Origin of the sequence: Mesorhizobium quangtriensis, assembly GCF_040081925.1 — a bacterium.
Taxonomy (GTDB): domain Bacteria; phylum Pseudomonadota; class Alphaproteobacteria; order Rhizobiales; family Rhizobiaceae; genus Mesorhizobium_K; species Mesorhizobium_K quangtriensis.
In genome coordinates, this window is record NZ_JBEBMF010000004.1 from 395,410 (window position 1) to 419,474 (window position 24,065).

The following is a 24,065-nucleotide window of genomic DNA, read 5'->3' on the forward strand; positions in this document are numbered from 1 at the left end:
TTCATCTTAAACTATGCACTCATCTCGAAGGAGGTAGGAAAGCCTTCTGCCCGACCGCTAGAACGCTGGGAGTCGCGGTGAGTGCTCGGTCTTGATCGCCATTCCGAAATCCAGCTTCGTCAGCTTCATTATGTGATCGCGGCAGCCGAACACGGCAGCTTCCGGCAGGCGGCGATAGCGGTTGGTGTGCAGGAATCGGCAATCAGCCGACGCATCCGCGATCTGGAAGACGAGGCTGGCGCGGCGCTGTTCATCCGCTATCAGCGTGGTGTCTTGTTAACCGAAGCCGGTAGAAATTTCGTGAAACGAGCGCGACGGGTCATCAATGAACTCGATCTAGCCGTAAAAGAGGTTCGGGCAGCAGGCAGGGTTGAGGTGGGCGTGCTGCGGATTGGGATATTCACGTCGCTCGCGTCAGGATTCATCGCCGAACTTCTCGAGCGATATCGCGCACAGCATGCTGGCGTCCGCACAAAGTTTGTCGAGGGCGCACCCGCTGTTCACATCGCCGCCGTCCGGCTGCACGAGATCGATATCGCCTTCCTTACCGGCTATCCAAGAGCGATGGGATGTGAAGTGACGAGGCTCTGGTACGAGCATGTCTTTGTAGTCTTGCCGGAGACACACGAGCTGGCCGCGAAGCAGCAGATCGAATGGGCCGACTTGCGCGGCCAACACTTCATCGTGAGCGAGGCGGATCCAGGCCCAGAAATTTATGACTATCTCTTTAAGCACCTATCGGAGCTAGGTCATGCTCCAAGCGTCGAGCGCTGCCCCGTCTACAACAGGGATACACTGATCCGAATGGTGGCTTTGGGCGCGGGCATCACGCTGACCAGCGAGGCGACGACGGGGGCGAAGTTTCCCGGCGTAACCTATCGGCTGCTGGTGACAGAGGATTTGCCCTTCAGTGCCGTCTGGTCTCCGCGCAATGATAATCCGGCACTGAGAAGGATGCTGAGCCTCGCCAGAAGCCTGTCGGTGAAGAGCACCGGAAAGCCCGGTCAGAACCGATGATCGGGCGAGAGGGTGCGCCGAGCTTTGGCGAAGCCTCGATCCGTAGCGATGAACCGTTTCAGCATCGGCACAATTAGCTTGACTGGATCGGTGGCGGGTTGCCCCGTCTCACGTGCAATCACGTTGGCATAAGCAATTAAATCGCTATGCAGTGACGCAGGCAGCGCAAGCGATACCTTTACTGGCCTATCGTCGGCAATTGGGCCAAGTTTCAGCTTTGTCATGGTCAGCCTCTGTAGGGTTCGAGGACGAGATCGCGCGTGACGATAACGCGAACGGGGAAGCCTGGCCGGATGGTCAACGTCGGTGCGACCTGCAATTGGCGCCGGACGATCTGCTGCCCGGCGTCGTTGATGGTGTCCTGTGCGCCGTCGCGGATAGCACGGACCAAGCGGTCCTCATCGCTGACCGCTAGTTCCGTGCCGACCGCGAGCAGCGTGGAGAGACCGGCCGCTTTGGCGAGATCCCACCAGTGATAATCGACCCCATCCTCAAGACCAGCGTATCCTTGCGTGTCGGCGCCCGGCTGGCGTTCGAGGACGATGGAGCGGCCGTTCGGGAAGATCAGCCGGTTCCAGACCAGCAGCGCCCGTCTTTGGCCGAACTGGACGTTGTTGTCGTACTGGCCGACAATCCGCGTGCCTTGCGGAACGAGAAGGCTGCGACCGGTCGGGCTATCGTAGATATTTTCCGTCACCTGGGCCGTGATTTGGCCTGGAAGATCGGAGCGTATCCCGGTGATGAGCGCAGCCGGGATAACCGCGCCGGCCTGGAGCACGAAGGGCGAAGCGGGTGCCAGGACGCGATCCGACGAGGTTGTGCGGCGGTCGGCCGGCCCATTGAGGAAAGCGTTCTGTCGATCCTGGGCGGTTTGCCGGCCTACTTGACCCGCAAGGCCGGCGAGATCGACATCGGGAATGCCAGGTGTGGCCAGACCTACCCGCGCCGCCGCGGTCGTGCCCGGCTGGGTCTGGAAGAAGACTCGCGACGTGCGCGCGGCCTCTTCCTCCTCAATTCGCCGTTGTTCGGCTTCGTCGACACCCGACGTCGCGATCGTCGGAGGAACGACGGGCTGGCCTCGGTTCTGTGCATCCAGAATAGGTCGTCCGAGATCGCCCGGTAAGGGCGGGCCGAGAACAGGGCCGGTGTAGTCTCGCGGCAATCCGGCGAGACCATCCGCGGTCTGGCGATTAGCGGTCGAGTAAAGCTCCTCTCCGTCGCGGCCGGCGTTCCGGGTTTGGAGTGCGTAAATCAGAGCGCCGCCTATGCCGACCAGAGCGACGGCAGTGACGCTCGCAAGCACCTTGCGCGACAGCCGGGTGACGCGCGGCGGCTCGGCCCGCAGACGCATCGGAGCGCTCGTATTGCTGTTTTCCTCGCTCATGACGCGGGCCTCCCGTCGGTACGGACAATCCTCACCGTTTGCTGCTTATCACCGCTGCCGAGGCGCAATTCGGCCGCGCCGAACAGACGATCGACAATCAGGATGTGTCGGTGGACGCGGGTGTTGGCGATCTGGGCTTCGCCCTCTGGACCGATGACGAAGATCGGCGGCATTTCGCCCTGGACGATCCCGCGAGGAAACTCGACGTAAACCCTGCGGCCGTCGTCATAGACGGAGACTGGTTTCCAGGGCGGATTCCCACCAGTCAAACCGTATCGGTAGTTGCGCGCCGCAACGGCCGCGATGACCGGGGTCGCCGGGATGCTCTGGCTTTGTCCGGCGCGCGTCCGCGGATAGGACCATGCGACGGAGGGCATATAAGGCTTCGTTCCGGAAAGCAGCTCAATCATGTAGACACGTCGGTCAGTGGTAACGACGAGATTGGTCGTGATGTCCGGACGGGAGGGCTTCACGAGGATATGCACGCGGCGGGTCGTGCCGCTGCCGCTCTCGGTATCTCCGATAATCCAGCGGGCGGTATCGCCGGCTGCAATCGGCCCGGCGCCCGTCAGCGACTCGCCGGGTTCCAGCGCGATGTCGGTGATCTGCCCAGGAGCTGCATAGACCTGATAGAGCGCGCCGTCTGACCAGGGATATATCTGGATTGCATTGAAGTAGCCCTCCCGGCGCGGCTGCACGCGAGCGGCTGCATTGGCGTTTTCGACGCGAGCGACTGGTGTACTGGCCGCCGTGCCGCCCTTTGCCGGCGTCCAGGCCGGAGGAATGTGGATCGGACGCGGCCGATCGTCAGTTACGGACACCGGAACGGCTGGCAAAGCCGGAACATCCCGATCGTAGCTGATCTCCGGCGGCTTCTGCGGCGTCGCGCAGCCGGCCAACGTAGTGGCGGAAAGCAGCAGAACCGGAAGCACGGATTTACGGAAAGCCGGAATGGCGTGGTTGCGGAAAGCCGGCTTCATTGGCTCATCTCCCGCGACCAGTTGATGGCGTTGACGTAGATCCCCAGCGGATTGACCTTTATCCGCTCAGCATCCCGCGGTGGCTGGATCACGATGGTCAGGATCGCAGTCCATCGCTGGGTGGAGGAGAGCTGGCCATTCTCGAAATGCCGCTCCGTCCAAGCGACACGGAAGCTGTCGGGCGACGCCCGAATGACGCTGGAGACCTCGACTGCGATCTGCTGCTTGCCGACTTTGGTGAACGGGTCGTTGGCGCGGGCGTAGTCATTTAGTGCCGCGGCGCCGCGATCCGTCGTCCATTCGTAAGCTCGGAGCCAGTTCTGCCGGACGATGATCGGGTCGGCCGGAATGCTCCGCGTCTGTTCGATGAAACGCGCGAGGTGCCAGGCGACTTGCGGATCGGTCGGGCGGAAATCGGCGGTGGCGGGCTCGACCGCCTGCGCCTGGCCGAGATTGTCCACCTGAACAACCCATGGCACGACGGTTCCTCGCGCCGACTGATAGACCAGGGCGGCGGCAAAACCGGCCGACAGGATCAGGGAGCCGAACGCCATGTAGCGCCAGTTCTTCGCCTGCACGCGAGCCGAGCCGATACGCTCGTCCCAGACTTGGCTTGCCCTCTGGTACGGCGTTTCGGGTTGGGGCGTCTTGCCGTAATGAACGGCGGGCCTTTTGAAGAGATTCATGAGCGGTCACTTTCAGAGAGATTGACGGATGCGCCGGACCCGTGGCTGTCGCCGGAACGGACGGCATGCGCGGCGGCGCTGACGCCGTGGGAGACATGGCGGCCGCGCTTCATGCGCTGAGCCCATGCGGGGGGCTGGTCAGTCGTCGTCGCGGGCGCGACGGAAGAAGGCTCCGCCTCGCCGCCGACCGACCCCATGGTGGATGTGCCGCCGGTGGCGCCGAAGCCGGCGCGGGCGCCGTCGGAGAAGCTGGATTTCATGCTCTCCGACGCGCGCGACGCAGCTCGACGTAAAGGCGACGTGGCGGCCGATCCGGCAGCGCGCGCGACACCGCCGACGCCGGACGCCACACCCGAAGCGCCGGACTGTCCCATGGAGCCGAGCGTGTAAGCCGACGATGCCGCTCCGGCCGCCGCAGCTCCGCCACGGGCGACCGCGGCTCCCCCGGAGAGAAGCGCTGCGCCGCCTCTCGCGGCAAGCATAGCGCCGCCGCCGGCGGCCAGTGCCGCGCCGCCCACGGCGAGACCGGTGCCGACCGCGGCGCCAGCGCCAAGCTGCGGACCGCCGCTAACGAGACCCGATGCGATGCCGGGTCCAAAGATTCCGAGGCCGACGAGCGAAAGGGCAGCGAGCACGACCGCCATGGCGTCGTCGATGCTCGGGGTCTGGCCACCGAAGCCTTGGGTGAACTGGCTGAAGAGCGTCGAACCGATGCCTACGATGACGGCGAGAACCAGGACTTTGATGCCGCTGGAGATCACGTTGCCAAGCACACGCTCGGCCATGAACGCGGTCTTCCCGAAGAGGCCGAACGGAATCAGCACGAAGCCCGCCAACGTGCTCAATTTGAACTCGATCAGCGTCACGAACAGTTGGACGCTGAGAATGAAAAACGCGAGGATGACGAGCGCCCAGGCAAAGAGCAGGCAAGCGATCTGGATGAAATTCTCGAAGAACGCGATCCAGCCCATCAGATCGGAAATGGATTCGAGCAGCGGCCGTGCCGCGTCGAGGCCGGTCTGCGCCACCTTGCCAGGGCGGAGGAGATCCTGTGCGGTGAAGCCGGTCCCGGAGGCTTTCAGGCCGAGACCCGAAAAGCTGTCGAAGACGATCTTCGCGAGATTGTTCCAGTTGGAAATCAAATAGGCGAAGACGCCGACGAACAGCGTCTTCTTGACGAGGCGTGCGATGATGTCGTCATCGGCGCCCCAGCTCCAGAACAGCGCCGCGAGCGTCACGTCGATCACGATGAGCGTGCTCGCGATAAACGCCACCTCGCCGCTGAGAAGGCCGAAGCCGCTGTCGATGTATTGGGTGAATGTCCCAAGAAAGCTGTCGATTACCCCCGAGCCGCCCATGGATCACCGCCTGTCGCTTGAGGACGGCGATGCCGGAGCAATCGGACGGCCGAGGAATCGATTGCGGGTCTCGGCCCAGACGCGCAGGCATTCGGCGTCGCTCGCGGCCTGCTGACCAAGCTGCTGGCACCGGCGCTGGCCCTCGCGCAGCGGATCGCGCGCGGGCTCGACGATGCGCGCCGGCGCTCCCGCCGGCGCCTCGTCCTTGCGAGTCATCTCCACAACCGCCGCCGTGATGGCGACGGCGACGAATACGACAGCGCCCAGCCGGGCCAGCATCTTGCTGTCCATGACAGTGCTCCTTTCTGGCCCTCAGTTGCCGTTGAACATCCGCGCGCTGCCGGGGTGATAGCCGGAGCCGGGCGTCAGAAAGCGGCGGCGCTGTTCGCGCCCCTGCTCGGCCGCGGCGGTGCGCTCGGCTTCGGTCAGCGCGCCCGATCGACCATTGGCGGCGAGCAGCGCGACCAGATCGGAAAGCTGCTGCGACTGGAGGGCGAGGAGCTGGTTGCCGGCCTGCGTGGCCTGAAGCGCGCCGGTCGCGCCCTGGCTCTGGCTCACCAGTTCGCTCATCTGCGTACGGTTGGTGTCGATGTTACCAACGACGCCGGCCTGCACGCGCATCGCGTCCTGCAAGCTGCCGACGGTGTTCTGCCAGCGGCTACGCGCAGCGGTGACGAGCTGCTGCTCGCTCGCCGACATCGAGACGCTGCCGTATTGCTGCTGGAACACCTGATCGATGTTCTGCACGTCGAAGGCAATGTTCTGCGCCTGCTTCAGGAGCTGCTGGGTTTTTTGAACATTCTGCTGAAGGGTCTGGAGCGAGGAGAACGGCAGGTTTGCCAGATTCCTCGCCTGGTTGATGAGCATGGTCGCTTCGTTCTGAAGCGAGGTGATCTGGTGGTTGATCTGCTCCAGCGTACGCGCGGCTGTTAGGACATTTTGCGCGTAGTTGCTGGGGTCATAGACAATTTTCCACGCATAAGCGGGCACGGTCGCCAACGGCGAAACTGCGATCGGGACGGCCAGCATGGCGGCAGCAAGAACGGCGGAGGATTTGCGAAGTCGATGGATGCTCATGGCTGAAGATCCTTTTCGGGCTGGGGGGTGAGCGTTGGGAAATTCGGGAGCAGGTCGATCGCCCAGCCGAGTTCGCGGGCTTCGAGCCAAGCGGCGAGGAAGCCCTCGCGGCCGTGCTCGGCGACGAGGTTGGCGATCAGGGTCTGGTCGGATTTCGACGATGCGGCGCAGAGCGCCAGGCCGAGTTCTGAGAGGCCCAGCTCGAAAAGGCGATTTCCGCGGCGAGACTGGCAGTAGTAGTCGCGCTTGGGCGTCGCTCGCGCGAGGATCTCGATCTGACGGTCATTGAGACCGAAGCGGCGATAGATGGCTGTGATCTGCGGTTCGACTGCCCGTTCGTTCGGGAGGAGCAGTCGCGTCGGGCAACTTTCGATGATGGCCGGGGCAATGTCCGAATTATCGATGTCGCTGAGCGACTGGGTGGCGAAGATGACCGAGGCGTTTTTCTTGCGCAGCGTCTTCAGCCATTCGCGGAGCTGGCCGGCGAAGCCTTCGTCGTCTAGCGCCAGCCAGCCTTCGTCGATGATGAGCAGCGTCGGCCGCCCGTCCAGCCTGTCGCCAATGCGGTGGAAGAGATAGGCGAGCACAGCAGGCGCAGCGCCCGTTCCGACCAGCCCCTCGATCTCGAATGCCTGCACGTCGGCCGAGCCGAGATGCTCGGCTTCGGCATCGAGCAAGCGGCCATAGGGACCGCCGACGCAGTACGGGCGGAGTGCCTGCTTGAGTTCGTTGGACTGGAGAAGGACGCTGAGGCCAGTGATCGTGCGCTCACCGACCGGCGCCGATGCGAGGGAGGTGAGCGCCGTCCAGATGTGCTCCTTTGCCTCCGGGGTGATTTTAATCCCTTCCCGCAGGAGGATCGCGACGGTCCAGTCGGCGGCCCAGGCACGCTCATAGGTGTCGTGAATGCGGGCCAGCGGCTGGAGCGATACCGAGGATTCCGATCCTTCGGTCAGGCCGCCGCCGAGATCGTGCCAGTCGCCGCCCATGGCGAGCGATGCTGCGCGGATCGAACCGCCGAAATCGAAAGCGAAGACCTGGCTGCGGAGGTAACGGCGGAACTGCAACGCCATGAGGGCGAGAAGCACGGATTTGCCCGCCCCTGTTGGGCCGACGACGAGCGTGTGGCCGACATCACCGACATGCAAAGACAACCGGAACGGGGTCGAACCTTCGGTTCTGCCGTAAAGCAGCGGGGGCGCATCGAAGTGATCGTCCCGTTCCGGCCCCGCCCACACGGCGGAGAGGGGAATCATGTGGGCGAGATTGAGCGTCGAGATCGGCGGCTGACGCACGTTTGCATAGACATGGCCGGGCAGACTGCCGAGCCAGGCGTCCACCGCGTTCACCGTCTCGATCATCGCCGTGAAGTCGCGGCCCTGGATGACCTTCTCGACCAGCCGCAGTTTTTCGTCGGCAAGACGCGGGTCGGCGTCCCAGACCGTGATCGTGGCGGTGACATAGGCCATGCCGGCGACGTCGGCGCCGAGCTCCTGCAAGGCCATGTCCGCGTCGGCGGCCTTGTTGGCGGCGTCGGTGTCCACCAGCACCGACTGTTCGTTGGTCATCACCTCCTTGAGGATCGCGGCAATCGACTTGCGCTTGGCGAACCACTGCCGCCTAATTTTGGTCAGCAGCTTGGTCGCGTCGGTCTTGTCGAGGAGGATCGCACGCGTTGACCAGCGATACGGGAAGGCCAGCCGGTTCAGATCGTCGAGCAGGCCCGGCGTTGTCGCGGTCGGGAAGCCGACGACGGTCAGCACACGCAGGTTCTGATCGCCAAGACGTGGCTCCAGACCGCCGGTGAGCGGCTGATCGGCGAGCAGCGCGTCGAGATAGATCGGCGTTTCCGGTACGCGGACACGATGGCGTTTCGTCGACACGCTGGAATGCAGGTAGGTCAGCGTCTCGCTGTCATCGAGCCAGCCGCAGGACGGCATGAAACCGTCGAGCAGCGCCAGCACGCGATCGGTGCGGTCGGTGAAGGCACGCAGAATCTCGTACGGGTCGACGCCCGAGCGCTCACGCCCTTCATAAAGCCAGGACTCGGTGCGCGCTGCTTCCTCGGCCGGTGGAAGAAACAGGAATGTGAGAAAATAGCTCGATACGAAATGTGCGCCGGCTTCTTCGAAGTCGGCCTTGCGCTCGGCATCGACCAAAGCCGACGCGGGATCGGGAAAGATGTTGTCGGGATAGGTGGCAGCCTCGTACCGTTGCGCCTCGACGAAAATGCTCCAGCCCAGGCCAAGGCGGCGGAAAGCGTTGTTGATGCGGCTCGCAACGGCAATCAGCTCGGCCGCGACGGAGGAATCCAGATCCGGACCCCGAAAGCGGGCCGTGCGCTGAAACGAGCCATCCTTGTTCAGCACGACGCCGGGAGCGACCAGAGCGACCCATGGCAAATAGTCGGCGAGGCGAGCGGCAGTGCGACGATATTCGGCGAGATTCATCATGGCCGCCTCCTCACACCGCGAGGAAAGCCGGAATGCGCAGATGCCTGCGCCCGACCTCGACAAAGAGCGGATCGCGACGGGCCGCCCAGACGGCCACGAAATGACCGATTGCCCAGATGGTGAGGCCGACGAGCCAGAGGCGCAGGCCGAGGCCCACGGCCCCGGCCAGCGTGCCGTTCATGATCGCGATGGAGCGCGGCGCACCGCCCAGCAGGATGTGCTCGGTCAAGGCGCGATGGACGGGCACCGAAAAGCCCGGCACCGCGTCGAGTTGTTCGAGGACCGCCGCCATCAGACAAGTACCCCGCCGCCGAAGCTGAAGAAGCTGAGGAAGAACGAGCTGGCCGCGAAGGCGATCGACAGACCGAATACGATCTGGATCAGGCGGCGGAAGCCGCCGCTGGTGTCGCCGAAGGCGAGCGCCAGGCCGGTGGCGATGATGATGATCACCGCCACGATCTTGGCGACCGGCCCCTCGATCGACTGGAGGATCTGTTGAAGCGGCTGTTCCCACGGCATGGAGGAGCCGGAGGCATGGGCCGGCGGCGTGGCGGCCAGTATCATGATGGTGAAGAGCGCGGTCGAACTGGCGAGACGCCGGTAGCTGCCGCGCATGATCGAGTCGGCGGGCAGATCTGGACCGATGGGCACGGACGACAGGACGGGTGGATTGGTCACATTCGGAACGACGGGCGAATTCATTCAGCTTCTCCATTCGAGGTGGTTGCGGGGGTGATGCGGTAGTCGCCGGTGGCGGGATCGATGCCGTCGACACGCGCGAGCTCGGCGAGCCGGCGCGACGAGCCGCGGCCGGAGAGGACGGCGACGAGATCGATGGTCTCGGCGATCAGCGCGCGCGGAACGGTGACGACGGCTTCCTGGATGAGTTGCTCGAGGCGACGCAGCGCGCCGATGCCGGAGCCAGCGTGGATGGTGCCTATGCCGCCGGGGTGGCCGGTGCCCCAGGCTTTGAGCAGGTCGAGCGCTTCTGAACCGCGGACCTCGCCGATGGGAATGCGGTCGGGCCGGAGGCGAAGCGAGGAGCGGACGAGATCGGAAAGCGTGGCAACGCCATCCTTGGTCCGCATCGCGACCAGGTTCGGCGCTGCGCATTGCAGCTCGCGGGTATCCTCGATGATGACGACGCGATCTGCTGTCTTCGCCACTTCGGCGAGCAGCGCGTTGGTCAGCGTTGTCTTGCCGGTAGAAGTGCCCCCAGCGACGAGTATGTTGGCGCGGGACTGGACCGCCGTGCGCAGCTTCACCGCCTGGTCGGCCGTCATGATGCCGGCGGCCACATAATCGTCGAGCGTGAAGACCGCGACAGCCGGCTTGCGAATAGCGAAGGCGGGTGATGCTACGACTGGCGGAAGCAGCCCCTCAAAACGCTCACCCGATTCCGGCAACTCGGCCGAGACGCGCGGCGAGCGGGCGTGGACCTCCGCACCGACATGGTGCGCGACCAGACGCACGATGCGCTCGCCATCGGCGGCCGTCATCGTCTCGCCGGTGTCGGCCAGCCCTTCGGAAAGCCGATCCACCCAGATGCGCCCATCGGGATTCAGCATCACCTCGACCACGGCCGGGTCTTCCAGAAATCGCGCGATGGCGCTGCCGAGCGCGGTGCGCAGCATGCGCGCGCCACGCTGGCTCGCTTCCTGCCTGTGGTGGATAGATGCCATTTCGTCCCCGTTTCTCGTGGGGACGCAACAGATGATCCCCGGATCGGGGATGATTAAAAGAGCCCGGAGTCAGGCCGATTCAACAAGTTTCGGTCGTAGTAGTAGCGTGGCGTGCAAATACAGATTCCATGGGGAAAATGTCGTGCGCTGGAAGCCACGGCGTTCTTTTGCAAACTCTGGCGAAGAAGATGCAGCAATAGGAGCCGTACCATGGAGAAGACTGTCGATTTCATCATCCCCAAGAGCGTTCCGGAAGCCGTTCTGGTCTCGCTGGAACTGTCGCGAACCAAATGGCTGGTGACAGTGATTCGCCCCACCAACCATGTCCGAATGTCACGCTATCTGGTTGCTGGTGGAGATCTTGAGGATCTGTTGGCGAAGCTCTCGGAATTCCGTATGAGGGCCAGCCGGGAGCTGGGGCACGATGTCCCGGTCATTTCCATTCAGGAAGCTGGATATGAAGGATTCTGGCTCCGCCGGGCATTGGAAGCCGCCGGTGTGCAAAGCCACATCGTCGATCCGGCCTCGATTGCCCAGCCCAGACGGGCGCGAAACGCCAAGACCGATAGGATCGACGGCGAGATGTTGCTCAGAACGCTGATGGCTTGGCTCCGTGGCGACCCGCGCGTCTGCTCGATGGTCAGGCCGATCAATCCCGAAGATGAGGATCGTCGCCGCCTGACTCGCGAACGCCGCGAACTGATCGGCGAGCGCGTACGGCTTGTGAATCGAATGAAGGGCCTTCTGCTATCGCAGGGAATCCGTGACTATGAACCCATGCGACCGAACAGACGTCCGCGACTCACCGAACTGCGGACGGGAGACGGCCGTGCCCTTGGGCACAACATGAAGCATCAACTCGAACGCATGCTGGATCGTTTGGAACTGCTCCTCGTCCAGATGAAGGCGATCGAGGAAGCCCGGCTCGAGCTGGCCAAACAGTGTATCGCGCCGGCCGATGTCGAGGATGCGGCAGTCAGCGACATAAGTGCGGGTTCACTGCTCATGAAGATCAGAGGCATTGGGCCCGAATTTGCCTCGGTCATGGTGACCGAAGGCCTTTTCCGCAGATATGAGAACCGGCGGCAGATTGCGTCCTATGCGGGGCTGGCCCCGACTCCGTGGCGAAGTGGATCGATCAATCGCGAACAAGGCATCTCGCAGGCGGGCAACCCACGCCTGCGCACGGCCATGATCGAATTGGCCTGGCTTTGGCTGCGGCATCAGCCTGATAGCCGCCTTGCACGATGGTTCCATGAACGAACCGGTCCGCAAGGAGGTAGGATGAAGAAGATCATGATCGCCGCGCTGGCGCGAAAACTCCTCGTGGCGCTGTGGAAATATGTCACCCAGGGTGTGTTGCCCGACGGGGTCGCAATGAAAGCCGCGTGATGTTCCCTTTCTTCGTGGCCTGATCAGCGACGAAGAAATCGGGCTGACGGACCGTCCGTTCTCCTGGCCTGTATGCCGCAATACAGAATGGTTCCGTCTCCCGAGCCCTGCCGCCGAAAGCGGAATGTTGGTGCAGCCGTCGAGGACGGCGACCGGATGTGAGGTTTGCGCGTGGAGCAACGCGCATGACGATAAAGGCTCGCCCGAAATCCCGATGATCAGAGACCAGGAATGATAACCATGAAACAACGATCACCGCCTTGACCAACCTCTCCCCATGTGAGGAGAACGGCGGTGCGCCTCTGTTCTTGAACTGGTCGTATCGATTCCCAGATGCCGCGCGCGAGGTGTTCAGGCGTCCGATTCGGGCACATCTTCTGAAATCTCCTGACGGAGCTTCGGCCCCTGCGCCAGACGCCGGCCCAGCGCGGTGATGAACGCTTCATATCGCTCGCTGGATTTGGCACGCGCTGCCTGCGCCGCCGGCTCCGGCAAGGCGGGCGTCGTGGTGATCCAGAAGCGGATGAACACCGCAAGGGTCTCGACGGCGATGCCAACGTCCCGTTCCAGGCGCGTCATGCGGCGGTCGATCTGGTCGAGGCGCTTGGCGACGATCGCCTCCCGTCGCTCGGCATCGTCCGGCGAGAGGAACGACGCGATAGCCGCCTCTGCTATCATGGACTGCGATTGATCGCGGCGGGCGGCGAAATCCGCCAGCGTCTTCTCGACATCGGGGTCCAGATAGACCGTGGTCTTTATCTTCTTCCGGTGACTGGTCATGGCGCCTACAGTTCCATGCCGTCATTCGGATCGAGCGAGACCTGCCGTGCGACGCCCTGCATCTGGCGGATCATGCGCTGGTTGCGCACGGCATCCTCATCGACGTCGTCAGGCGGCTCGATCTCGAACTCGTTCTCGATCGGCGCTTTCTTTTCTACCGGCTTTACCCGGTGGAGCTCGTGCTGCAGCCGCCGTTCGGATTCGGTCGGGTCCTCGTCGTCGGATCGACCTGCGGGTTGCGCATTGAGCGCTTCCGGCCGCGCCGGGATCGGCAGGCTGGTCCAGTCGTCCGGACGAATATGTTCCGGGCGGTTCAGGGCGGGCGGCGACATTAGGCGTTCGCGGAAACGGGCATCCTCATAGTAGCGAGCCTTTTTCGCCCGGATCGGCGGAATGCCGGCGACCATGACGATCTCGTCGGCCGGCGGAAGCTGCATGATCTCGCCCGGCGTGAGCAACTGGCGGGCGGTTTCCGAGCGGGACACCATCAGGTGGCCGAGCCAGGGCGACAGACGGTGCCCGGCATAGTTTTTCATGGCCTTCATCTCGGTGGCCGTCCCGAGCGCGTCCGAGACGCGCTTGGCCGTCCGCTCGTCGTTCGTCGCGAAGCTCACGCGAACATGGCAGTTGTCGAGGATCGAATTGTTCGGCCCATAGGCTTTCTCGATCTGGTTCAGCGATTGCGCGATCAGGAAGCTCTTCAACCCATACCCCGCCATGAAGGCCAGCGCGGTCTCGAAGAAGTCGAGGCGGCCGAGCGCGGGAAACTCGTCGAGCATGAGGAGGAGACGATGGCGCCCGGTCTTCGCCTGGAGCTCTTCGGTCAGGCGACGGCCGATCTGATTGAACAGCAGGCGGATCAGCGGCTTGGTCCGGTTGATGTCGCTGGGCGGCACGACGAGGTAGAGCGTCGTCGGATGCTCGCCGCCGACGATGTCGCTGATCCGCCAGTCGCAGCGCCGCGTGACCTCGGCAACGACAGGATCGCGGTACAATCCGAGAAACGACATGGCGGTTGATAGAACGCCGGAGCGCTCATTGTCGGATTTGTTGAGGAGCTCGCGCGCCGCGCTGGCCACGACAGGGTGTGGGCCGGCCTCGCCCAGATGCGCTGTCTTCATCATGGCGCGCAGCGTCGACTCAACCGGGCGCTTCGGATCGGAGAGGAAGTTGGCGACGCCGGCCAGAGTCTTTTCCGGCTCGGCATAGAGGACATGCAGGATTGCACCGACCAGAAGTGAATGGCTGGTCTTTTCCCAGTGATTCCTTTTGTCCAGGCTCCCCTCGGGATCAACGAGAATGTCGGCGATGTTCTGGACGTCGCGAACCTCCCATTCGCCCCGGCGGACCTCGAGCAGCGGATTGCAGGCGGAGGATTTGGGATTGGTCGGATCGAACAGCAACACACGGCCATGGAGTGACCGGAAGCCCGCGGTCAGCGTCCAGTTCTCACCCTTGATATCATGGACGATCGCCGAGCCCGGCCAGGTGAGGAGCGAAGGCACGACGAGACCGACACCCTTGCCGGATCGGGTAGGCGCAAAGCACAGCACATGCTCCGGCCCATCATGGCGCAGATACTCGCGATCGTATCGGCCGAGTACCACGCCGTCGGGATCGAGCAGACCCGCAGCCTCGATCTCGGGCTTCTCTGCCCAGCGGGCCGAGCCATAGGTGGCGACATTCTTCTGTTCGCGCGCTCGCCAGACCGACATGCCGATGGCGACCGCGATCGCGATGAAACCGCCCGACGCAGCGATCATGCCGCCGGTCGCGAATATGCCCGGCGCGTAGGCGTCGTAAAAGTACCACCACCACATGATAGCGGCCGGAAAATAGATCGGAACGCCGAAGAGCCTGAACCACGGCTCGCCGAGCTGCGCCTGATAGCCGAGGCTCCACGCAACATACTGCGTCGCGCCCCAGGTGGTAACGAGCACGATCAGGAAGACGATCGTGATCTGTCCCCAGAGGATCTTGGTGCCGGACATGGCGAGGCTCCTTTCTGACGGGTGTTAGAGGCCGATCCCCCGCTTGCGGCCGAAGTCCCAGTCGACGCCGCCATCGTCGCGGGCGACGCCGGAGACGTGGCGGCCGATCTGCTTTTCGAGAGAGGGAGACCAGGGTACGAGCTGGAAGCCGAGGCCGTCGTCGATCATGGCGAAGCGGCCGGAGGCGAGCGTGAAGCGCTGGCGATAGGAGCCGGCGACATACTCGCCGCCGTCGGCATAGTTGAATGGCCGGCCGGTCTCGGCGGCGAGCTTTTCGCCCAGCGCACTGACCTCGCGATCGCATAGCGTGTTGAGCAGTCGCCGCGCGAAGACGACGCGCCCGCCCTGCCGTTCGGCGAGACCTTCGCCGATCAGGTGCTCGGCGCGTTGCTCGAGGGCCCGCTGTACCTCGGCGCCGAAGCCACCCTCCGAGAGCTCGATGGGCTCGCGGGCAACCGCCTGCCGATCGAGCCAGGTAGCACCCGCTGCGTTGACCTGAGAGTGGATATCCAGATCGGAGCGGACGGCGAGCGCGACGCGGCGCTGACCTTGCGCATCCTCGTAAGCGCGCAGCTCGACGATCGATCCGGGTGGGCTGTCGCCAGCGGCATCGAGATGCGGCAGCTTGATATGATGGGTGCGACCGTCGACACCGTCGACCACGGCATAGGCCGTCCCCTTCAGCTCGTCATCCAGACCGCGTTCGAGCAGGCGACCGACAACGGGCACGTCGAGGCTTTCCCCGGCGAGCACATAGCTTGCCGAGCCGCGCTCGATGCCGCGCTCGGTGAGAGCGCGGTGCATGCGCTTGATGATGTCGCCGCGCTCGCCGAGCTCGCGCAGGACGCTCTCCGCCTCGGGCCTGATGAACCATTGCGAATGGCCGACCTGTCCCGCGACACCGAGAATTTCCAGCGTCCGCAGCCGGCCGACCTTCAGCGCGTGGAACTCGTCCGGCTGGCGGTCGGCGCGCGGCGCGAGATCGATGATGCCGGACTTGCCGGCGTCGCGGACAAGCTGGCGGTCGAGCTGCGTCCAGCGTTCGGTCTCGATCTGGCTTTCGAGAGTACGGCGGATATCGAGATCGGTGCGCGGTCCCAACTCCTGGGTGATGAGCTCGCGCGCCCGGTCGCGCATGCCCTCCTTGATGTAGTCGCGCGAGATCACGAGGTCCTGGCCATCGTCCCGCACGCCGCGCACGATCAGGTGGACATGCGGATGCTCGGTGTTCCAGTGATCGACGGCGACCCAGTCGAGCTTCGTGCCGAGATCTTTTTCCATCTGGCCGACGAGATCGCGGGTGAAGGATCTAAGGTCCGCCATGTCGGGGGCGTCGTCGGGCGAGACGATGAAGCGGAAATGATGCCGGTCATCGCCACAGCGCTCTGCGAAGGCGCGGGCGTCGGCATTCTCCGTTCCCGGCCCGAACAGCCGCGCCTTCTCCCCGTCACGGGTCACGCCGTCGCGGCGCAAATAGTCGAGATGCGTTCCGAGCGGCGCGGATCGAGCGGTGTGACGGACCACACGCGCCTTGACGACGGCGCCACGCGTGCGCGACGTGATGAGGCGATTAGCCTGAATGCTGGCGCGCTGGCCACGCCCGAAGCGTGAGCGATTGCCGGAGGTGACGCGGCCGGATCGCGAGACGCCGCCGCCTGCCTTCTTCGCTGCAGCGAGCGCCTGCGCAACAAAAGGCCGGGTCTGTTGCGCGCGGGTCGATCGGATGCGGCCCGGACGTATGCGGAACTCGAGGTCATCGAACATGACGCGACTCCGCACGGTGCAAAAAGGACCGAAAAATCAGGAACATGGGCGCGGAGCGCACGGTGCGCGAAGGCGCTACACGGTGCGGAACGCGCCAAAAACATGAACAAAAACAACCGCCCGACCGAAGCGCACCGTGCGCCCTTTTATCCTGCCATCGTCCGGTCGCTGCGCCTGCCCCCACCCCCGGCGTTCTCCACGACACGCCAGAGCCCGAGGGGATGCACCTTGATGGAGGGCCGCTCATGGCCGGCCTCCCGCTGCATTGCCCGCGACAAACAGCTCTTGGCGTTGCAAGGCGGTGATCGAATCCGGGGTCGCCGTGAGGGATGGGAGCGCGTGGTCTGACGCGCGGCCCGCCTGCGCTGGACTGGCGGCGGAAGTGCCACCCTCGCGCACGACGAAGATCCCCGCCTCGCGCCAGTCGGGCGGTCGCACGATAATGGAGCCGCCGTTCAAGGGCCGCTCGCCGCGCAGCGCGGGCGCAAGCGAAGCGACGTAGGCCCGCGTCTCGGCAGGCAGCGGGCGACCTTTCGAGCGATGCTCGTCGTAGCGCGCCGGGCCGGCATTGTAGGAGGCGAGCATGGCTGCGACGTCGCCGTAGCGGTCCCACATTTCACGGAGGTACGCGGTGCCGGCAAGGATGTTGTCGCGAGGATCGTAGGGATCGCGACCAAGGCCGTGGCGGGTGCGGAGCTCGGCCCATGTGTCGGGCATGACCTGCATAAGGCCCATCGCGCCCGCCGACGATACGGCGCGCACATCGCCCGCGCTTTCTGCAGCCATCACGGCGACGATCCAGGCTGCCGGGACGCCGAAGCGTCGCGACGCCTCGGTGATGTTCGCGGCGTGCGGATGCGCCGACGCGGCTCCGACGGTGGACGGAACCTGCGCCAGAACAGCGGGCGTTTCAGCCGCGGCGAACGTCAGGCCGGAAAGAAGAAGGAGGAGCGCTGAGCGCCGGACAGCAGTCAAGCCGCCGGCGCTGGCGCGGTGCTGAACCGCCGCCATTCAGTCCTCCTTCCGCTTCTTGGAAGTGAGGTTGGTGTGCAGGCCCCAGGCGGAGCCGTCGTCACCGGCGCGGAAGAGGTTGGCGCGCAGAGTGCCGCCGAACAACGGGCTGTAGATCTCGACGGAGAAGAATTCGCCGGCCCGATCTCCGACGGCCGCCCAGGCGGCGCCGATCGGTAGCCCGTCCTCGTCGCCGAGCAGGACGCGATAGGCTGGAGCGTTCTTGGCCTCCGAGGGCTCGGCGGCGACGAAGGTGATTTCCTCGTCGATGCCAAGCGCCCTGAACCGCCCTTCGAAGCCGGATTCCGTGCGTGTGAAAAGTCCGATGTTGGCCATGATCTTGGTCTCCTGTTGTGCGGCGGGATTGCATTGGTCGCGCTGTCACCGCGTCGGCGCGCGCCAGACGAAGCGGCCCTCGCCGTCGTCGTCGGTGAAAAGCGGTGTCGCCCGACCGATCACCGCGGTGGCGGGAAGCGGGCCGAAGTAGCGGCCGTCGAGGCTGTCTGGGACCTCGTGGTTCATGAGGAACAGCTCTCCGTCGCCGATGCGGCGGCAGCCCTGCCAGACCGGCAGGTCACGGCCCTGGCTGTCGCGGTCGAGCGCATCGCCAAGCGGAACGTCGTCGACGCTGATTGCATGCCCGGAGCGGCAGACACGTTGTCCCGGCAGGCCGAGCACCCGCTTCAGAAGCGGCACGCCGCGAGCGACGTAGCCGCGCTCCACGATGAACGAGGCGACGGGCTCGGGCGGCATCACGACGACAAGGTCGGGCACCTCGAGACGACCAACGGGATCGATGGTGTAGAAGCCGACGGGCTCGCTCGCGGTCGCGTTCCAGACGAGCTTCATCGGCAAGGGCGTGGCGCTGGCGAGGGCGATGCCAAGAACGCCGAAGGCGGTCAGCGCAAGGTAATCGAGCCGCGTCATCGCACGATCTCCCGGCGCCGGAGCCATGCCTGATGGCGATCGAACGTGTAGGGACGCGGCGCTTCGCCGGCGTTCATCCAGTGGGCGACGTGCCGCCAGTGGTCGGGGTCGACATCGGCCGGATCGATGCCGAGCGCGTCGATGCCATCGACGTGACGCAGCACGCTCTCGACCTTCGGCCAGCCTTCGATCTTCAGGAGAATTTCGCCGCCGGGCCGCACGAAAGGCAGCGTCTGGTAGGGCGCGCCCGGTGCGACCGAACGCACGATATCGATGCGCGAGATGACCGTGCCGTAGTCGTTCGCGGCCCAGCGAACGAAGGCGAAGACGGTGTTCGGGCGAAAGCAGACGACACGGCGGCGGCGATCGAGGATCTGCTCGTGAGCCTCGCGGCCGAACCTGATCCAGTATTCGATCTTCTTCTCGACCCACGTGAGTTCCACGCGGGTCAGATCATCCGTTGGATTGGCGGACGGCAGCGGGCCGCCGCGCATGCGGGTAGCCGCGATGCCGGTCATTTTGGGTCTCCTTCGGTCGGGGGGAATTCGCGGGCGAGCAGATCGCGCACCATGTCGGCGACGGTCATTCCGCGGCTGAAGGCGGCGACCTTGATGCGGCCGCGCATGGCGGGGGTGACGTCGATGGTCAGTCGGGCGGAATAGACGGCGGCGGCGCCACAAGCGGGCGCGGTGTCGCCGGCCTTGATCCAGCCGCCCGGATCGGCCGGCCGTGTTGCAAAGCCGCGTTTTTCGGTACGCGCTGTCATGACGCGCCTCCGCCGTCGAACGGCAGCACGGATGCGAGGCGCGCGCGGGCTTTCGCAGCCATGTCCGGGTCAATCTCGCAGCCGAGATGGCGCCGGCCGGACAGCCTGCAGGCTTCCCCGGCCGCACCCGACCCCGCGAAAAAATCGCCGAAGAGGTCGCCTTCGGGGCAACTCGTGCGGATCAGGATTTCGGGAAGCGCCGACGGTGTTTCGGTTGGATGGATTGCGCGGCCATGAGCGTTGCGCATGTAGATGACCGAGCGCATCAGGCGCGGCCCGCCGTCATGACTGACGTAGTGACCAGCGTCGATGTGGCCGGTATGGGGAGGACGTTGCTTGCGGTGCACCGTTCGCGCCGCAGCGTCCGGCGTAGTCTGGACATCGTTGTAGATGTCGCGCCAGGCCGCTTCGCCGGGATAGCACTGGACGGCCAGTTCGTGCACCCGCGTGAAGCGATCTGCGTGAAAGCAGGTGCCGTTCTGCTTCTCCCAGACAATTTCCTGTGCCAGGCGAAGCTTGACGTCAGCGAACCGCTCGGCGGTCGCCATGAAGCTGTGCAGCGAGCCAAAGACCCAGATCGAGCCGGTCGGCTTGAGGGCGGCACGCGCGAGCGCCAGCCAGCCCTCGAGGCGCCGATCCCAGGCGAGCGACGTCTCGCCGTACGGCGGATCGGCGAGGATTATGTCGAATGGCCCATGCGACGGCATGTGTTCGCGGCAGTCGCCGGTAAGGACGATCATGACGCCGCCCTCCCGATGCGCAGCCGCTCGATCTCGGTGACGAGGGCCGCAATTTCACGGGCGGCGGGCGATCGCGCATCGATGTCCGACGCAAGCCGCCCGGTCTGTGCGGCGTCGGCGAAGACGACGCGCTGGCCGATGGTGCTGGCGAGCACCGGCGGATCGTGATCGGCGAGCGTTTCAGCCGTCTCGCGGGCGATGACGGTGCGCGCGCCGCAGCGATTGAGCGCAAAACGGGCGACGAGCTCGGGGCGATAGATGCGTGCTTCGCCAAGGAGCGACAGCATCTCGGCCGAGGCCCAGCCGTCGAGTGGCGACGGCTGTACGGGGATGACCACGAGGTCGGCCGCGAGCAGCGCGGAGCGCATGAGGCCTGCGACGCGCGGCGGGCCGTCTATGACGATGTGATCGACGTCACGGGCGAGCTCGGGCGCTTCGCGATGCAACGTGTCGCGCGCCAGGCCGACGACGCCGAACAGGCGCGGCAGGCCTTCCCGCGAGCGTTGCTGCGACCAGTCGAGCGCGGAGCCCTGCGGGTCGGCGTCGATAAGAGTGACGCGCCTGCCTCGGCGTGCCAGCTCGCCGGCGAGATGCAGCGCGAGTGTGGTCTTGCCGACCCCACCCTTCTGATTGAGGAGCGCGATGATCATCGGCGTCCTCCCGGCGGATCGAGAGGGAGACGCGGCGCTCGGGCGTCGTCTGATGTCAGCGAAGCGGAACGGTCGCGGGCTGGGCCCGGTGGCGTCGGCAGGCTCTTCCTGGCGGCGACGCTGAGGTTTCTGGCGGCGTCGCGAATGAGGTTATCCACCTCGCGCGCGCGATCTACAGAGTTAGATTCCTGGTTAGACTCTAAGTTAAGGGCGCGATTTCTTGTTTCTGCGCTGAGACTTAGGTCTGGTTTGGGTTCCCGATAGCACGAGCCCCCGGTTCCCGATAGCACGATACTTCGGGTTCCTGATAGCACGAGGCCGTCCACAGGTTGTCCACAGGCCTGCGCGGGCTCGAAGGCAAGCAGCGTGCGCCCGCCGGGTTCCGTTTCGAGGAACAGCGTGTAGCCGGGAAGCGGCTGTCGCCGGACGATGTCGCGCAGTTCGAAGGCGAAGCGCTTGAACGGCGACAGGCTCCCCGATTTCTGGTGGAGGTGGCGGAAGTCGAAGCGCCAGCCGTGTCGCTGGCGGCCGCCGTGCTTGCGCACGAGGCGATAGAGCCAGCGGTCAAGGCCGCCCGTCAGGTCGAAATAGGCCCGGTCGATCGTGAGCACGAGGGCATCGTCGAGAACGGCCTTGTAGAACCAGTCCGGTACGATCAGCTCGATGCCTTCGGGACGGCCGTCGCGCCCGGTGCGCTCCTGCCACTCGTTGATCCAGGAAAAGCGATGCCGACGGCCTTCGGCCGGCTGGCGGATCGAGGTGGACACCGTTGTCGATTGCAGGCGGTCGAGCGCCGCCTTCAGCCGCTGATAATCGCGCGCGCTCGTGCCGCGACCGACATAGGAGAGAATTTCGTAAGGGGTGGCGGCCATCAGCCGCGACGTGCGAAGCCCGGCGTCGCGCGCTTCAACGATCTGGCTCGCGGCCCAGATCAGGATATCGGCGTCCCAGATGGTCGCCATGCCGTGGTCGTGAACGGCCTCGACCCTGATCGTTACTTTGCCGGCGACGAAATCGATCGGCGCGGTGCGATGGGTCTTGGAGAGGGAGAAAAAGGGATAGGCCATGAGATCCTGTGCGTCTCTTGGCGCGAAGTCGCCGGGGAGCGCGCGAAACAGGTCGAGCTGCCCGCGCTCCGAGAGGGATCGACGTCGCACCGCCATGAACGGAACCGGCCGCGATCAGCGTGCGTAGCGGCCGGCGTGGACCGGCCGGACGGGCGCCTGGCGCTTTGCTGGCAGGATCGAGCCGCGCGGATCCGAGGTGGAGGTCACTGCGCCGCGGGCGGCCCAGCTTTCGAGCTCGTCGATCGCATAGACGACGCGGCCGCCGAGCTTGTGATACGACGGACCGGTGCCATAGGTGCGGTGCTTTTCGAGCGTGCGTGCGGAGAGGCTGAGGAATTCCGCCGCTTCCTTGGTGCGCAGGAAGCGCGGCGGGAGAAAGACGGGTTCGTGTGGCATGGTCGGGCCTCCGTGGTGTTGGGGACGGCCGCTGCGAGAAAGCGGCGGACGGCGACCACGGTGGCGGAGAGAAGGCGGCGAGTTGCAGGGCGAAGTTGGGGGGTATCGAAATCGCCCACCGTCCGCGGCGGGGCGACGCGTCAGGATTGGCGGCGGTGACGGAGAAGCTTTCGATAGCCGCCGGCGATCATGTTGCGGGCATCGCGTAGCAGCGCCTTGATCGCATGGCGGGCAGAAGACGCCTGCCAGTCATCCCGATCGAGACGCTCCTGGTTGAGGACGACGTGCGCGATTTCCTGCTGTGTCGCGCCAGCGCGATGTCCGTCGAACGCGCGGAGCATTCTGCGCTGGCGGGTCCGCTGCTGGGGCGTCAAACGCGTGTCGGGCGGGATGGCGCGCCCGTGCAGGGCCGAAAGGAGGCGGTAAACCGCTTCTATCCGATCGAAGCCGTCGATGCCGAGCGGTATGGCGGCTACCGATGCGGTGCGGCCCTCGACGACGTAGTTGATAATCTGGACGCGCTCATCGTTCGGCAAAGGAAGACGGAAAAAGTCGCGACCGTCGCCGATCGGCGCCGTGCCGCTCCATGGGAGGAGAAGCGGGTAATCTTCAGTGTCACGGAAGTCGCGTGGCGCTTCGATCAGTACGACAACGCTCGTGTCATGGAGCGGGAGCCAGAAAACCGGAGCTTCAGGAGGCGGCGTCAGAGGGTCTACAGGGAAATCGCAGTCCCCAGCGCCGCTGGATCTGCTCGTTCACGGAGGTCGGAGCTCCGCGTTCAGTCACGGATGCTTCGTAGTCCGCATCGTAAGCATCGTTGCGGCGCAGCCATTCCCAGGCCAGATCGGATGGCGTCAGTGTGTCCAGATGGTCGTATTCAGCCGACGAGCGCCATGTAGATGCGTCAGGCGTCATGATGATCCTCCTGCGACTATTGCGACTTGGAGGTTGTAGAATTCCCGTTCGGGTTGGATTTTGGAAGTCACGTTGAAATCAACAGGTGATGCCTTCAGCGCATCACGATCCAGACTTCCGCTGACTTTCACGAACCAGTTCGCGATAACCGTGTTCGGTCATCCAGTGCGCGCGTGCGAGGTGGGAATTGTGGATCAGTCGACAGCGCATCGGATCGTCATGAGGATCGAGGCCGAAGAGGATGTGAATAGCCTCACGCCAGTCGGCCCCCTCCCGCTCGGCGTCGAGCAGCCGCAGATAGAGCTTCATGTGCTCGCGGTCGTAAGTCGTAAGCGTGTCGCTGGACGGTGGCGCGTCCAGGAACGCCGGTATCGCCTGTCCCATCAGAGTACCATAGTCACGTGCACGACGTTCGTTAACTGTCCCCAAGAGCAATACAGTGCTTTTATGTCAGCAAACCGTCTGTTGATGGCGCAAAGCGCTAACCAGGCTGGTCAGCTTGATGCAGCAACAGGACCCCTTCTCCTTTTTCTGTCGCCAGAAGAACGATCCCGGCCGATTCGAGCGCGCGCCGTACGCCATCTCGCGTGGTTTCGAAAACGTCGAATCCGTTCTCGGATTCGAGGCGTTTGAGCGCGGTCAGCGATACTCGGGCCTTGTCAGCGAGCGTCTCCTGTGTCCAACCCAGCAGCGCGCGTGCGGCCCGTGATTGTCGGGCGGTGATCATACATGATCACCTCCCACTTCGACCCGCATGCACTCCAGAACTACGACTATTTTAGTCGCCCTACGGCAGAAATCCACCCCATTTTTGAGCCCAAGCCACTAATAGCTGCGTTTCTCGACCCAGCTCGGCAACTGATTCGGTTTTCCTAGAATGGCCGGAGAAATCGAGGCCGGTCGCACAGGCTGGAGATCTGGCCCACACGGCTTCCGGCCTCGGGCGGGGCGGCTCTGGCGAGCGTGGCCCCAAGCCATAGCCTCGGCCCGGGAGAGGAGGATGGGTTTGGGAAGGAGGGCGAGGGAACC

The 24,065-nt window shown here is 64.7% G+C and carries 29 protein-coding genes; 2 read left to right on the top strand and 27 right to left on the bottom strand.

Annotated elements, in window-relative coordinates; all coding sequences use genetic code 11:
* Nucleotides 1-81 precede the first annotated feature (81 nt).
* Nucleotides 82-1,017 carry a LysR family transcriptional regulator gene (locus tag ABMA32_RS21410; protein ID WP_242220588.1) on the top strand — a complete coding sequence of 312 codons (936 nt, stop codon included), beginning with the start codon at nucleotides 82-84 and terminating at the stop codon, nucleotides 1,015-1,017.
* Here the strand turns inward: ABMA32_RS21410 and ABMA32_RS21415 are convergent.
* The 11 genes from ABMA32_RS21415 to trbB form a co-directional block, all read right to left on the bottom strand.
* Entirely contained in the window at nucleotides 1,005-1,241 is a 237-nt protein-coding gene (locus ABMA32_RS21415) for a DUF2274 domain-containing protein (RefSeq protein WP_242220586.1), read from the bottom strand. The genes ABMA32_RS21410 and ABMA32_RS21415 overlap by 13 nt on opposite strands.
* A 2-nt stretch (nucleotides 1,242-1,243) precedes the next feature.
* Nucleotides 1,244-2,401 carry a TraB/TrbI/VirB10 family type IV secretion system protein gene (locus ABMA32_RS21420; RefSeq protein ID WP_242220584.1) on the bottom strand — a complete coding sequence of 386 codons (1,158 nt, stop codon included), beginning with the start codon at nucleotides 2,399-2,401 and terminating at the stop codon, nucleotides 1,244-1,246.
* Nucleotides 2,398-3,381: a P-type conjugative transfer protein TrbG gene (gene trbG / locus ABMA32_RS21425; protein ID WP_242220582.1), complete on the bottom strand. Its 984-nt coding sequence runs from the start codon at nucleotides 3,379-3,381 to the stop codon at nucleotides 2,398-2,400. The genes ABMA32_RS21420 and trbG overlap by 4 nt, the downstream gene beginning before the upstream one ends.
* Nucleotides 3,378-4,067 carry a conjugal transfer protein TrbF gene (gene trbF / locus ABMA32_RS21430; protein ID WP_242220580.1) on the bottom strand — a complete coding sequence of 230 codons (690 nt, stop codon included), beginning with the start codon at nucleotides 4,065-4,067 and terminating at the stop codon, nucleotides 3,378-3,380. The genes trbG and trbF overlap by 4 nt, the downstream gene beginning before the upstream one ends.
* Complete coding sequence (trbL, locus tag ABMA32_RS21435) at nucleotides 4,064-5,425, bottom strand: P-type conjugative transfer protein TrbL (protein WP_242220578.1); 1,362 nt, start codon at nucleotides 5,423-5,425, stop codon at nucleotides 4,064-4,066. Before trbL ends, trbF begins: the two co-directional genes overlap by 4 nt.
* A gap of 3 nt (nucleotides 5,426-5,428) precedes the next feature.
* The gene (gene trbK-alt / locus ABMA32_RS21440) at nucleotides 5,429-5,716 is read right to left on the bottom strand and encodes a putative entry exclusion protein TrbK-alt (RefSeq protein WP_242220571.1); all 288 of its coding nucleotides are present in this window, start codon (nucleotides 5,714-5,716) and stop codon (nucleotides 5,429-5,431) included.
* Nucleotides 5,717-5,737: 21 nt separating this feature from the next.
* Nucleotides 5,738-6,502 carry a P-type conjugative transfer protein TrbJ gene (gene trbJ / locus ABMA32_RS21445; protein ID WP_242220569.1) on the bottom strand — a complete coding sequence of 255 codons (765 nt, stop codon included), beginning with the start codon at nucleotides 6,500-6,502 and terminating at the stop codon, nucleotides 5,738-5,740.
* Nucleotides 6,499-8,955: a conjugal transfer protein TrbE gene (gene trbE / locus ABMA32_RS21450; RefSeq protein ID WP_242220567.1), complete on the bottom strand. Its 2,457-nt coding sequence runs from the start codon at nucleotides 8,953-8,955 to the stop codon at nucleotides 6,499-6,501. Before trbE ends, trbJ begins: the two co-directional genes overlap by 4 nt.
* Before the next feature lie 10 nt (nucleotides 8,956-8,965).
* Entirely contained in the window at nucleotides 8,966-9,247 is a 282-nt protein-coding gene (locus tag ABMA32_RS21455; RefSeq protein ID WP_242220565.1) for a VirB3 family type IV secretion system protein, read from the bottom strand.
* Nucleotides 9,247-9,570, bottom strand: coding sequence for a TrbC/VirB2 family type IV secretion system protein (locus ABMA32_RS21460; RefSeq protein ID WP_394013052.1), 324 nt, complete (start codon nucleotides 9,568-9,570; stop codon nucleotides 9,247-9,249). Before ABMA32_RS21460 ends, ABMA32_RS21455 begins: the two co-directional genes overlap by 1 nt.
* A gap of 83 nt (nucleotides 9,571-9,653) precedes the next feature.
* Nucleotides 9,654-10,637: a P-type conjugative transfer ATPase TrbB gene (gene trbB / locus ABMA32_RS21465; RefSeq protein WP_242220564.1), complete on the bottom strand. Its 984-nt coding sequence runs from the start codon at nucleotides 10,635-10,637 to the stop codon at nucleotides 9,654-9,656.
* Nucleotides 10,638-10,847: 210 nt separating this feature from the next.
* Here trbB and ABMA32_RS21470 point away from each other — a divergent pair, with 210 nt between their 5' ends.
* On the top strand, nucleotides 10,848-12,029 hold the full coding sequence (locus tag ABMA32_RS21470) for an IS110 family RNA-guided transposase (protein WP_242220563.1): 1,182 nt from the start codon (nucleotides 10,848-10,850) through the stop codon (nucleotides 12,027-12,029).
* Between the two features lie 351 nt (nucleotides 12,030-12,380).
* On the opposite strand, the gene ABMA32_RS21475 is transcribed toward ABMA32_RS21470, so the two are convergent.
* The 16 genes from ABMA32_RS21475 to ABMA32_RS21550 form a co-directional block, all read right to left on the bottom strand.
* Entirely contained in the window at nucleotides 12,381-12,809 is a 429-nt protein-coding gene (locus ABMA32_RS21475; protein WP_133036410.1) for a CopG family transcriptional regulator, read from the bottom strand.
* A 5-nt stretch (nucleotides 12,810-12,814) separates the two neighbouring features.
* Complete coding sequence (locus ABMA32_RS21480; RefSeq protein ID WP_242220562.1) at nucleotides 12,815-14,800, bottom strand: conjugal transfer protein TraG; 1,986 nt, start codon at nucleotides 14,798-14,800, stop codon at nucleotides 12,815-12,817.
* A 24-nt stretch (nucleotides 14,801-14,824) separates the two neighbouring features.
* Complete coding sequence (locus tag ABMA32_RS21485) at nucleotides 14,825-16,564, bottom strand: relaxase/mobilization nuclease domain-containing protein (RefSeq protein ID WP_242220561.1); 1,740 nt, start codon at nucleotides 16,562-16,564, stop codon at nucleotides 14,825-14,827.
* Between the two features lie 243 nt (nucleotides 16,565-16,807).
* Nucleotides 16,808-17,575, bottom strand: a complete 768-nt coding sequence (locus tag ABMA32_RS21490) for a lytic transglycosylase domain-containing protein (protein WP_242220559.1) — start codon at nucleotides 17,573-17,575, stop codon at nucleotides 16,808-16,810.
* Nucleotides 17,576-17,911 carry a DUF736 domain-containing protein gene (locus tag ABMA32_RS21495; protein WP_094543428.1) on the bottom strand — a complete coding sequence of 112 codons (336 nt, stop codon included), beginning with the start codon at nucleotides 17,909-17,911 and terminating at the stop codon, nucleotides 17,576-17,578.
* 45 nt (nucleotides 17,912-17,956) lie between these two features.
* Nucleotides 17,957-18,502, bottom strand: coding sequence for a S26 family signal peptidase (locus tag ABMA32_RS21500; RefSeq protein ID WP_242220557.1), 546 nt, complete (start codon nucleotides 18,500-18,502; stop codon nucleotides 17,957-17,959).
* Entirely contained in the window at nucleotides 18,499-19,020 is a 522-nt protein-coding gene (locus tag ABMA32_RS21505; protein WP_242220556.1) for a DUF2840 domain-containing protein, read from the bottom strand. Before ABMA32_RS21505 ends, ABMA32_RS21500 begins: the two co-directional genes overlap by 4 nt.
* Nucleotides 19,017-19,268, bottom strand: coding sequence for a hypothetical protein (locus ABMA32_RS21510; RefSeq protein WP_242220554.1), 252 nt, complete (start codon nucleotides 19,266-19,268; stop codon nucleotides 19,017-19,019). Before ABMA32_RS21510 ends, ABMA32_RS21505 begins: the two co-directional genes overlap by 4 nt.
* Entirely contained in the window at nucleotides 19,265-20,008 is a 744-nt protein-coding gene (locus ABMA32_RS21515) for a DNA-methyltransferase (RefSeq protein WP_242220551.1), read from the bottom strand. The genes ABMA32_RS21510 and ABMA32_RS21515 overlap by 4 nt, the downstream gene beginning before the upstream one ends.
* Nucleotides 20,005-20,658, bottom strand: coding sequence for a ParA family partition ATPase (parA, locus tag ABMA32_RS21520; RefSeq protein WP_242220550.1), 654 nt, complete (start codon nucleotides 20,656-20,658; stop codon nucleotides 20,005-20,007). Before parA ends, ABMA32_RS21515 begins: the two co-directional genes overlap by 4 nt.
* Nucleotides 20,655-21,821, bottom strand: coding sequence for a replication initiator protein A (locus ABMA32_RS21525; RefSeq protein WP_242220548.1), 1,167 nt, complete (start codon nucleotides 21,819-21,821; stop codon nucleotides 20,655-20,657). The genes parA and ABMA32_RS21525 overlap by 4 nt, the downstream gene beginning before the upstream one ends.
* An 18-nt stretch (nucleotides 21,822-21,839) precedes the next feature.
* Nucleotides 21,840-22,121, bottom strand: a complete 282-nt coding sequence (locus ABMA32_RS21530) for a helix-turn-helix transcriptional regulator (protein ID WP_094543441.1) — start codon at nucleotides 22,119-22,121, stop codon at nucleotides 21,840-21,842.
* 140 nt (nucleotides 22,122-22,261) lie between these two features.
* On the bottom strand, nucleotides 22,262-22,657 hold the full coding sequence (locus tag ABMA32_RS21535) for a DUF2285 domain-containing protein (RefSeq protein WP_242220546.1): 396 nt from the start codon (nucleotides 22,655-22,657) through the stop codon (nucleotides 22,262-22,264).
* A 154-nt stretch (nucleotides 22,658-22,811) separates the two neighbouring features.
* Entirely contained in the window at nucleotides 22,812-23,036 is a 225-nt protein-coding gene (locus ABMA32_RS21540) for a transcriptional regulator domain-containing protein (protein WP_349015798.1), read from the bottom strand.
* 102 nt (nucleotides 23,037-23,138) lie between these two features.
* Complete coding sequence (locus tag ABMA32_RS21545; RefSeq protein ID WP_094543449.1) at nucleotides 23,139-23,420, bottom strand: DNA -binding domain-containing protein; 282 nt, start codon at nucleotides 23,418-23,420, stop codon at nucleotides 23,139-23,141.
* Nucleotides 23,421-23,517: 97 nt separating this feature from the next.
* Nucleotides 23,518-23,763 carry a helix-turn-helix domain-containing protein gene (locus ABMA32_RS21550; RefSeq protein ID WP_242220541.1) on the bottom strand — a complete coding sequence of 82 codons (246 nt, stop codon included), beginning with the start codon at nucleotides 23,761-23,763 and terminating at the stop codon, nucleotides 23,518-23,520.
* Nucleotides 23,764-24,065 lie beyond the last annotated feature (302 nt).

What these genes read in the sequence shown, in the direction of transcription:
- ABMA32_RS21550 (WP_242220541.1), bottom strand. Translation starts at nt 23,763, where the DNA reads ATGATCACCGCCCGACAATCACGGGCCGCACGCGCGCTGCTGGGTTGG.
- parA (WP_242220550.1), bottom strand. Translation starts at nt 20,658, where the DNA reads ATGATCATCGCGCTCCTCAATCAGAAGGGTGGGGTCGGCAAGACCACA.
- ABMA32_RS21420 (WP_242220584.1), bottom strand. Translation starts at nt 2,401, where the DNA reads ATGAGCGAGGAAAACAGCAATACGAGCGCTCCGATGCGTCTGCGGGCC.
- ABMA32_RS21505 (WP_242220556.1), bottom strand. Translation starts at nt 19,020, where the DNA reads ATGACCGGCATCGCGGCTACCCGCATGCGCGGCGGCCCGCTGCCGTCC.
- trbG (WP_242220582.1), bottom strand. Translation starts at nt 3,381, where the DNA reads ATGAAGCCGGCTTTCCGCAACCACGCCATTCCGGCTTTCCGTAAATCC.
- ABMA32_RS21515 (WP_242220551.1), bottom strand. Translation starts at nt 20,008, where the DNA reads ATGATCGTCCTTACCGGCGACTGCCGCGAACACATGCCGTCGCATGGG.
- ABMA32_RS21480 (WP_242220562.1), bottom strand. Translation starts at nt 14,800, where the DNA reads ATGTCCGGCACCAAGATCCTCTGGGGACAGATCACGATCGTCTTCCTG.
- trbL (WP_242220578.1), bottom strand. Translation starts at nt 5,425, where the DNA reads ATGGGCGGCTCGGGGGTAATCGACAGCTTTCTTGGGACATTCACCCAA.
- trbB (WP_242220564.1), bottom strand. Translation starts at nt 10,637, where the DNA reads ATGGCATCTATCCACCACAGGCAGGAAGCGAGCCAGCGTGGCGCGCGC.
- ABMA32_RS21525 (WP_242220548.1), bottom strand. Translation starts at nt 21,821, where the DNA reads ATGGCGGTGCGACGTCGATCCCTCTCGGAGCGCGGGCAGCTCGACCTG.
- ABMA32_RS21470 (WP_242220563.1), top strand. Translation starts at nt 10,848, where the DNA reads ATGGAGAAGACTGTCGATTTCATCATCCCCAAGAGCGTTCCGGAAGCC.
- trbK-alt (WP_242220571.1), bottom strand. Translation starts at nt 5,716, where the DNA reads ATGGACAGCAAGATGCTGGCCCGGCTGGGCGCTGTCGTATTCGTCGCC.
- ABMA32_RS21415 (WP_242220586.1), bottom strand. Translation starts at nt 1,241, where the DNA reads ATGACAAAGCTGAAACTTGGCCCAATTGCCGACGATAGGCCAGTAAAG.
- ABMA32_RS21510 (WP_242220554.1), bottom strand. Translation starts at nt 19,268, where the DNA reads ATGACAGCGCGTACCGAAAAACGCGGCTTTGCAACACGGCCGGCCGAT.
- ABMA32_RS21500 (WP_242220557.1), bottom strand. Translation starts at nt 18,502, where the DNA reads ATGACGCGGCTCGATTACCTTGCGCTGACCGCCTTCGGCGTTCTTGGC.
- ABMA32_RS21540 (WP_349015798.1), bottom strand. Translation starts at nt 23,036, where the DNA reads ATGACGCCTGACGCATCTACATGGCGCTCGTCGGCTGAATACGACCAT.
- trbE (WP_242220567.1), bottom strand. Translation starts at nt 8,955, where the DNA reads ATGATGAATCTCGCCGAATATCGTCGCACTGCCGCTCGCCTCGCCGAC.
- ABMA32_RS21460 (WP_394013052.1), bottom strand. Translation starts at nt 9,570, where the DNA reads ATGCGCGGCAGCTACCGGCGTCTCGCCAGTTCGACCGCGCTCTTCACC.
- ABMA32_RS21485 (WP_242220561.1), bottom strand. Translation starts at nt 16,564, where the DNA reads ATGTTCGATGACCTCGAGTTCCGCATACGTCCGGGCCGCATCCGATCG.
- ABMA32_RS21545 (WP_094543449.1), bottom strand. Translation starts at nt 23,420, where the DNA reads ATGGGACAGGCGATACCGGCGTTCCTGGACGCGCCACCGTCCAGCGAC.
- ABMA32_RS21455 (WP_242220565.1), bottom strand. Translation starts at nt 9,247, where the DNA reads ATGGCGGCGGTCCTCGAACAACTCGACGCGGTGCCGGGCTTTTCGGTG.
- ABMA32_RS21475 (WP_133036410.1), bottom strand. Translation starts at nt 12,809, where the DNA reads ATGACCAGTCACCGGAAGAAGATAAAGACCACGGTCTATCTGGACCCC.
- trbJ (WP_242220569.1), bottom strand. Translation starts at nt 6,502, where the DNA reads ATGAGCATCCATCGACTTCGCAAATCCTCCGCCGTTCTTGCTGCCGCC.
- ABMA32_RS21490 (WP_242220559.1), bottom strand. Translation starts at nt 17,575, where the DNA reads ATGGCGGCGGTTCAGCACCGCGCCAGCGCCGGCGGCTTGACTGCTGTC.
- ABMA32_RS21495 (WP_094543428.1), bottom strand. Translation starts at nt 17,911, where the DNA reads ATGGCCAACATCGGACTTTTCACACGCACGGAATCCGGCTTCGAAGGG.
- ABMA32_RS21530 (WP_094543441.1), bottom strand. Translation starts at nt 22,121, where the DNA reads ATGCCACACGAACCCGTCTTTCTCCCGCCGCGCTTCCTGCGCACCAAG.
- trbF (WP_242220580.1), bottom strand. Translation starts at nt 4,067, where the DNA reads ATGAATCTCTTCAAAAGGCCCGCCGTTCATTACGGCAAGACGCCCCAA.